Annotated in this window: 6 protein-coding genes; 5 read left to right on the top strand and 1 reads right to left on the bottom strand. The window is 63.3% G+C overall.

All coding sequences use genetic code 11. The features are described 5' to 3' along the window. From WB785_RS12110 to WB785_RS12120, 3 genes are all read left to right on the top strand, one after another. Positions 1–1,392: serine hydrolase domain-containing protein (locus WB785_RS12110; RefSeq protein WP_424079432.1), on the top strand; the 1,392-nt coding region annotated here is incomplete at its 5' end. Positions 1,393–1,404: 12 nt separating this feature from the next. After that, positions 1,405–2,472 (top strand): NlpC/P60 family protein, encoded by a 1,068-nt coding sequence (locus WB785_RS12115; protein ID WP_424079433.1) that lies wholly within the window; start codon positions 1,405–1,407, stop codon positions 2,470–2,472. A gap of 82 nt (positions 2,473–2,554) precedes the next feature. After that, positions 2,555–4,045 (top strand): FAD-dependent oxidoreductase, encoded by a 1,491-nt coding sequence (locus WB785_RS12120; RefSeq protein ID WP_424079434.1) that lies wholly within the window; start codon positions 2,555–2,557, stop codon positions 4,043–4,045. A 1,082-nt stretch (positions 4,046–5,127) separates the two neighbouring features. On the opposite strand, the gene WB785_RS12125 is transcribed toward WB785_RS12120, so the two are convergent. Further along, a complete protein-coding gene (locus WB785_RS12125) occupies positions 5,128–5,595 on the bottom strand; it encodes a glucose-6-phosphate dehydrogenase (protein WP_424079435.1) in 468 nt (155 codons plus the stop codon). A gap of 368 nt (positions 5,596–5,963) precedes the next feature. On the opposite strand from WB785_RS12125, the gene WB785_RS12130 reads away from it, so the two are divergent. Beyond that, positions 5,964–6,716, top strand: coding sequence for a class I SAM-dependent methyltransferase (locus WB785_RS12130; RefSeq protein ID WP_424079437.1), 753 nt, complete (start codon positions 5,964–5,966; stop codon positions 6,714–6,716). A 193-nt stretch (positions 6,717–6,909) separates the two neighbouring features. After that, the coding region (locus WB785_RS12135; protein WP_424079439.1) for a hypothetical protein at positions 6,910–7,573 on the top strand (664 nt) is incomplete at its 3' end.

The following is a 7,573-nucleotide window of genomic DNA, read 5'->3' on the forward strand; positions in this document are numbered from 1 at the left end:
CCGGCACCCGTCGCGGCCCCCGCGCCTACGCCGGCGCCCGATGCGGCCCCGGCACCGGACTTCGCAGCCGTCTCCAAGCTGATGAACGACGCGATTGCGAAAGGCACCGCCCCTGGTGGCGTGGTGGTTATCGGGCATGCCGGCAAGGTCGTCTTCGATCAGGCTTACGGCGCGCGCAAGGTTGCCGGCGAACCGGGACTCGATGGATCGCCCGCACCCGCGGAGCCGATGACCGACGACACGATCTTCGACATCGCGTCGGTGACGAAGGCCCTCGCAACGGCGACCGCGGTCATGCAGCTTTACGAACAAGGCAAGGTGCAATTCGACGATCCCGTGCAGAAGTATTTGCCTGCCTTCAACACGGACAACGATCCACAGCGTGCAAACGTGACGGTTCGCATGTTGCTGACGCACACGTCAGGCGAACCGGAAGACGTAAACCTCGGGGATCCATGGGGACTCGGCGGACCCGACAAAGCCGAAGGCATTCACCGTGCCCTCACCACGCCGCTGCAGTCGGGCCCCGGTGAGTCTTTCAACTACGCCGACATCAACTTCATTGTGCTTGGCGCGCTGATCGAGAAACTTACGGGCGAACCCGAAGATGTTTACGTTGAGCAGAATGTCTTTGCGCCCCTTGGCATGAACGAAACCCGCTACCTACCGCCGGACAAAGCATGTGGTCCACATGTGATGCGAGGAGCTGCGATTGCCTGGGCGCCAGGGGGCATGCCCGGCGATTGTCCCGCGGGTAGCTGGAGCACGAGCCTGTTGTCGCGCATCGCACCGACGACACACGACGACGAAAGCAGAGGCGATCCAGCCAAGAATCCCGATTTCGATTTCCTGCTTCGGGGCGTGGTGTTTGACCCGACAACGCGCCGCATGGGTGGGGTGGCCGGGCATGCCGGTGTGTTCTCGACGGCGCACGATGTCGGCCTCTTTGCGCAGGCGCTGCTCGATCGGCTTGCGGGCCGCCCGAGCAAGTTTCCGCTGAAGCAAGAGACTTTGGAGTTGATGACGAGTCCTCAGCAGCCCGGACATACGCCTGACCAAGTCCAAGCAGCCAACAACGCCTCCCAAGAGGCCATCGCGAAGACACCAAACACTTACGATCCGCTGCTGGCTCCGCGTTACCCGGCGGTCAGGGGACAAAACCTGCGGGGCTTCGGCTGGGATATCGATACCGCCTATTCCGGCACGCGCGGCATGATCTTTCCGATCGGCAGCTTCGGCCACACCGGCTTTACCGGAACCTCGCTGTGGATGGACCCACGCTCGGATACCTACGTCATCCTGTTCACGAGCGCGATCGATCCGCGCGAGGATCCACCGATCGCGTATCTGCGAGGTGATGTGGCTACGGCGGCAGCCCGGGCCCTGGGCTGAGCAGTGCGCCGGTTGGGTGTCGTATTTATCTTGGCGGTGATCGTCATTTCTGGCTGCACTCTGGGCAAACCATCGGGCGGCGACAACCACGCCGGCCCCGCGCCGATGAGGCCCCGCGCCACGACGACCCCGGCTGCGACGACGGAACCCAGTCAGACACCACCCGGCGCCTTTGTCGCCGTTTCGGTGGCCACGGTGTGGACCACGCCGCAGAGCCCGCGTCCGGTCGACCATCGCGCGCTGACCAATCCGGTCGACATTCGCGGCTGGCTGTCGGACATGACGCCGGCCCAGCAGGAAGCGCTAACCTCGGACAATCTCACCCAGACCCAGGCCCTCTTCGGCGACCGTGTCGTCGTGGTGGGGCAGCACGGCGACTGGGACGAGGTGCTGGTCCCCGGCCAGCCCACACCGAAGAACGCACAGGGCTATCCCGGCTGGATTCCCAAGGCCCAGTTGACAATCGCCGCACTGAACGACCACACTTCGTTCGCACTCGCCGATCGCGGCATCACCACGTGGCTGTACCGCGATTCCGGACTCGCCGATCGCGACCTCGAGATCAGCACCAACACAAGGCTTCCCGTGCTGAACCGCACCAACACGGCGGTTCAGGTGGCCACCCCCGATCGCGGACCGAGGTGGCTGGATGCACAAACGGTGTCGGTCTACGAAAAGCCCACGGACATACCGCATCCCACTGCTGCCGATCTGGTCCAGTACGCCGTCGTGTTCGTCAACGTCCCCTACCTTTGGGGCGGTCGTGCCGGATTCGGGTTCGACTGCTCCGGTTTCACCTCCACGATTTACCAAGTGCATGGCATCACCCTCCCCCGCGACGCCGACGCGCAAGCTGCCGACAGCCAGGGCCATCCCGTCGACAAATCGGGGCTGCAACCCGGCGATCTGCTCTTCTACTCGCACGGCAGCACCGACCCCCACAACCCCGGCGCGATCTACCACGTGGCTATGTATTCCGGTAACGGCCAGATGATCGAGGCATTCGACTCGACAACACCGGTGCGCATTGCCCCGGTTCGACTGGACACGGACTACTGGGGCGCGCGCCGCTACCTGTAGTCACTAGTTAAGTAGTCGATTACTGATCCCGGCGGCGCGGTGCGGACACATACTTGACGCCTCTGCAAGGGAAGGTGGTCTGATGTCTGCGCAGCCCCTGTCGGTGGAAACCTGCGACGCTTGCATCGTCGGAGCTGGTATCGCCGGTCTAAACGCGTTGTTTGCCGCGAGCCAATACCTGGCGGGGGACCAAAAGGTGATCCTGATTGATCGTCGAAAGCGCGTCGGCGGCATGTGGGTCGACGTGTACTCCTATGTGCGACTACACCAACCGCACCCCATGTTCACCGCGGGCAACATCGAGTGGACGCTCGGCAAGGATCGCAGCCACTTGGCGACCAAGGACGAGGTGCTCGACCATTTTCAGCACTGCGTCGACGTGATAAGGCAGCGTGTTCAGGTCGACGAGTACTACGGCTGGGAATTCGAGTCGGAGGAAGAAGCCAACGGAATCGTGCGCGTCCGTTGTCGGGCTGCCGACGGCCGGATACTCGTCGTCGAGGCCAAGCGATTGATCAAAGCCTATGGAATAGGTGTCACGCCGAACGAACCGCTCGCCATCTCCAGTAAACGCGTCCATTCGGTGTCGCCGGACTACTGCGACGTCCGGGCGGGCGACATCAGCGAAAGCGTTGCGCCGGTGTGGATCATCGGCGGCGGAAAGACCGCGATGGACACCGCGCACGCACTGATCACGGCGTACCCCGGTCGCCAAGTAAACCTCGTCGCCGGCCAAGGAACATTCTTCTCCAGCCGCGAGCACCTGTTACCGAGCGGCGCCCGGCGGTGGTGGAAGGGCACACCGGGGAGCACCATCGCCGCACAGATGGGTCGTCGGTACGACGGCACGAACGAAGCAGAAATCCAATCTTGGTTTCGCAACACATACGGCACGTTCTTGACCCCGCAAGCAAGCAACTTCGTGCTCGGGGTGCTGTCTGAGGCCGAAAACCGCACCATCTCGGCCGGCCTCAACGATGTCGTCATGGACTACTTGGAGGACGCTGTCGATCGCAATGGCGCAACCGAATTGGTGTTTCGGAGCGGATCGACCAAGGCGATCGAACCGGGCAGCTGGGTCGTCAACTGCACGGGATACCTCGGACTCGACCGCGATGACCCGTACGAGCCATACGTATCGCCCAGTGGCGCAGTCGTTTCGATCAATGTACGGTCGGCCATACTGCACTTGCCTGCGTTCATGGGGTACTTCTTGGGTCACCTGCTGTTCTTGGACAAGCTCAGTGAGATCCCGCTCTACGAAGTCGACTGGAAGGAACTGAGACGCGCAGCGCCGGTGGCATTCCCGTACGTGCTCTTCGCGCTCGTCCAGTACAACCTCAGCCTTATCTACGAGAAGGTCCCCAGTCGCGTGTTCAGCGAGAACGGCCTCGATTTCGAGAGGTGGTACCCGCTACCGCGCCGCTTGCCAGGCATGATGCGGTTCGTGCTCACGCACCGCCGCGAACGCGAGCGCCAGCGCCGTGTTCTTGACACAGTCCGGGAGCGTTTCGATATCCGCTGCGGTCCGCTGAGCGAGCAGCGCATACCCAGCGCCAAAAGCTTTGGGTGAGCGTCGGGATTTAGGCGTATTCCCAGTACACATCACACCACCGAGGCGGAGAATTCCAGGTTTATGAAGCGAGTGGGGTTTGCAACGGCTGTGTTGGTGTCTGGCGGTTTGGATCTGATCGGTCTGGGTGCAGGTACCGCCCAGGCGATCGACGATTGCTCGCCTGCCGCGATGGTCGGCGTTGTGTGTTACGGTCCAAATCACTGGTGCCCAGGGGATTCCTTGTTGTACTTGACCCAGAATCATGTTCACGACCCGGTGACATGGGATATGAATGTCTGCCACACCTACTGGCACGTGGCCCCTGACCAGGCCAATCAAGGTCAAGGCATTTATGAGGGACCCAACCCTCCGCCCCCTCAGACTCCTCCCACAGGGGCCCCAGGTGGGCCTCCAGCGCCTCCATATCTGCCTCCGCCTCCCGGTACGTGCTGGAACATGTGGATTCCGGGGCCCTGCCCGGGCGGCTAGAAGCATCGTCGGCCGCGCTCTTGGGATGGCTAAGCGGTGGGATGGTTCCTAGGCCACATGACATCAGAGATGTTGGAATTCGGCGGCTTTCAAGGTGCCCATGCCACAGGATGGCTCCGAGACCGAGTTTTGAGAGCCTCGTATGTCGTCTATTTCGAGACATCCGCAAGGGCGTCACCCCACTTCACGCGCAGCCGGCTTGGTCGACGCGGTGGGTGGGGACGGGTTCGTGAGGGGGCGGCGGCGAGCAGACCGCTACCGGCTCCGGGAGTTCGGCATACACGAGTCGGACGGCGCTCCTGACGAAAAGGAGCGCCGTCCGAAGCACAAACCTCTCGGTTACCAAGCGTGCATGATGGCGCAGTGAAATGTGGCCTCGGCGTCAGGACACAGTTTCCCGGCCTGCACGCAAGCCCACCGCGTTGTGCCCAGTTGATGGGCTTCGCTTCGCGTGGGTGCCTAGTGCTCGTGCTAAATGCCACAGCTGAGAGGAGGAATCTTCTCTTCCGGTCCGACCTTAGTCTGCTGTGGATCCGTATTTTGAGCCTACACCTATGCGGGTAAAGCACCAGTAAATCGAGTCCGACCAACGCATCTCGCCGAAGAAATAGCTACACAGGCAGATTCACCCGCAGCGCCAGGTGCTCATCGAGAATCCGGCGCAGCGCGGCGTCCATCGGGTGCGCGGATGCGAGCTCGCGGCCGAGCCGGCTGTCCACCACGACTACCGCGCCATTACGCAGTTGGGCGGTGCCGACCTGATCGACGAACGGATCGAACAATGCGGGCGGCGTGGCCAGGTAATACAGCGCCCGGCGCGACTCGTTCAACCCGGCGGCATACACCAGTCCGTGTTGGGTGATCACGAAGAGTTCCGAGGTGATCCTGGCGTTCGGGGTCTCGGCTTTGGCCCAGGCCGTTGCGGCGCAACGGGTCTGTGCCAATTTGTCGGGCACGTCGTCAGTCAGCGTGAGCAACCTTCCGACGAGTGCTCCACCCATTCGCGGATATGCATCGATCGCGGGTCTGAAGTACCGCTGGAACAACTCGCCGAAAAAGTCGTACAGTTGCTCACTCATCGCACTTCTCCAGGTTTCAGACGGACACCTCAATTGTGCGCCCGTACCGTCAGCTGAGCAACGCTGATCAACCACGTCCAAAGCAGACGCGTGGCCGCCGGTTTCGACCGGGCCCTGGCTCTGTTTGAAGCCATTCCATTATTCGCTCTGGGCTCGCCCGCTTTGCTGCCCGGGCCCGGTCGAACCGTGAATTATCATCGAGCCCAATGAAAGCGACTCGCTCTAGTACCACCGCGGAGCAGATGGCGCTATCGCGAGCGATCGAGACGCGTAAGCCTGCCGCCGAGCGGATCTGCTTCGATCCACTGGCGGAAAGATTTCTCGGCGCGAAATAACGAATGCTGCTGTGGGGTAGGCCGTTTCGGGATGTGGTCGAGGGACTGATCGAACGGCGCTTCGCCGGGCATCATTACTATGTCATCGCTCGTACCCGTTATTTCGACGATCTCTTGCAGCAACGGCTGACGGGCGGGGCTAAGCAGCTGGTGATACTGGGAGCCGGCTACGATTCGCGGCCCTACCGGTTTGCCCATCGGCTGGGTGGTGTGCAGGTGTTCGAGGTGGATCATCCCGCGACGTCCACGGCGAAGCAGGCCAAGGTCCGCGCCCTCATCGGTGAGATCCCGGCCAACGTGGCCTACGTTCCGGTGGATTTCACGGTGGACAACCTTGCCGACAAGCTGCTGGGGTGCGGCTACTGCACCACGCGCCCGACGGTGTTTCTGTGGGAAGGCGTGACGCCCTACCTCGACCTGGAGGCGGTGGATGGCGTTCTGGGCTTTGTGATGGCCAGTGGGGCGGGCAGCACGATCGTGTTCGATTACATACTGCGCTCGGTGGTGGAGGGTACCTGGACGCTGCGTGGGGCGGCGAACGAGGTCGCCCAAATGAGCCACACCAGCGAGCCGCTCACTTTCGGGATCGACGAGGGCCAAGCGCCCGCATTCCTTGCCTCGCGGGGCTTCCAAAACGTGGTCGATGTGGGGGCACAAGAGCTGACAGGCCGCTACTTCGATCCGCACGGCAAACACTGCTACATCAAACCGTGGTGGAGGATGATCTCCGGGGAAGTTGGCGCCGCCGTTGGCGGCCTCAGCGAAGCGACGCACGGTGCGCTCTAGACGCATCCGACACGAAGTTTTGAGACTCTCATATCCTGTCTATTTCGAGGCAGTGACAACGGATGCGCCGTGCTGACCCTCTCGTCGCGCTTGGCGGGCACGCCGCCCTATGGGACGATAGGCCGTCGCGCCGCCCGGCGGCGCCCCGCGGGAAGGAAGCGCCACGCCAGCACATCGCCCTGAACTCTCGAGCATGGCGGATGACTATGCGCGGCATGCTCTTTCGCAGCGCGCCTCGTTTGAGACGACCTACCCAGCCGTGCTGGCCGCCGCGGAACGACTGGCGGACGAGCCGGTGCTGCGGGTGGCCGATCTGGGCGCCGCCGATGGAGTGAATTCTCACGGCCTCATCCGTGATCTCGCGGCCCTGCGCGCCGGCCGGCGGCTGACCTACGCGCTCGTCGATCTCCCGACCAACGCGTGGGGCGTCGCCGCCGCTCATTTGCGAGACGCCTTCGGCCCGGAGGCGGTCGTGATCCCTGCGCCGGGCGAGATCGGCCCCGGGATCGCCGACGTCGGAACGGGCGCCCACTACACCGTGCCGGAGGCCCACGGCGAGGCCTGCCGGCGAGCGCTCGATTGCGACCCAGCTCCCGCCACAGTCGTCTCCATGGCCGGAATCCCCCTGCACCAGGCGCCCTCCCTTCCACCGGGCACAGTGCACGTCGCGGTGTCCGGGACGTGCATGCACTGGGTCCCCGACGCCGTCGACCTGGCCGTCAGCGGTTCGATCTTCCCCGGCCACCCCAACCATGTGGACGAGGATGAGCGCCGCGCCTGGCGCATCGCCGCGGCGCGGAATTGGGAGCGCTTGCTCGAGATGCGGGCGGTGGAGCTGGCGCCGGGCGGGTCGTTTA

Source organism: Mycobacterium sp. (assembly GCF_049585075.1).
Taxonomy (GTDB): Bacteria; Actinomycetota; Actinomycetes; order Mycobacteriales; family Mycobacteriaceae; genus Mycobacterium.

What these genes read in the sequence shown, in the direction of transcription:
- WB785_RS12125 (WP_424079435.1), bottom strand. Translation starts at nt 5,595, where the DNA reads ATGAGTGAGCAACTGTACGACTTTTTCGGCGAGTTGTTCCAGCGGTAC.
- WB785_RS12120 (WP_424079434.1), top strand. Translation starts at nt 2,555, where the DNA reads ATGTCTGCGCAGCCCCTGTCGGTGGAAACCTGCGACGCTTGCATCGTC.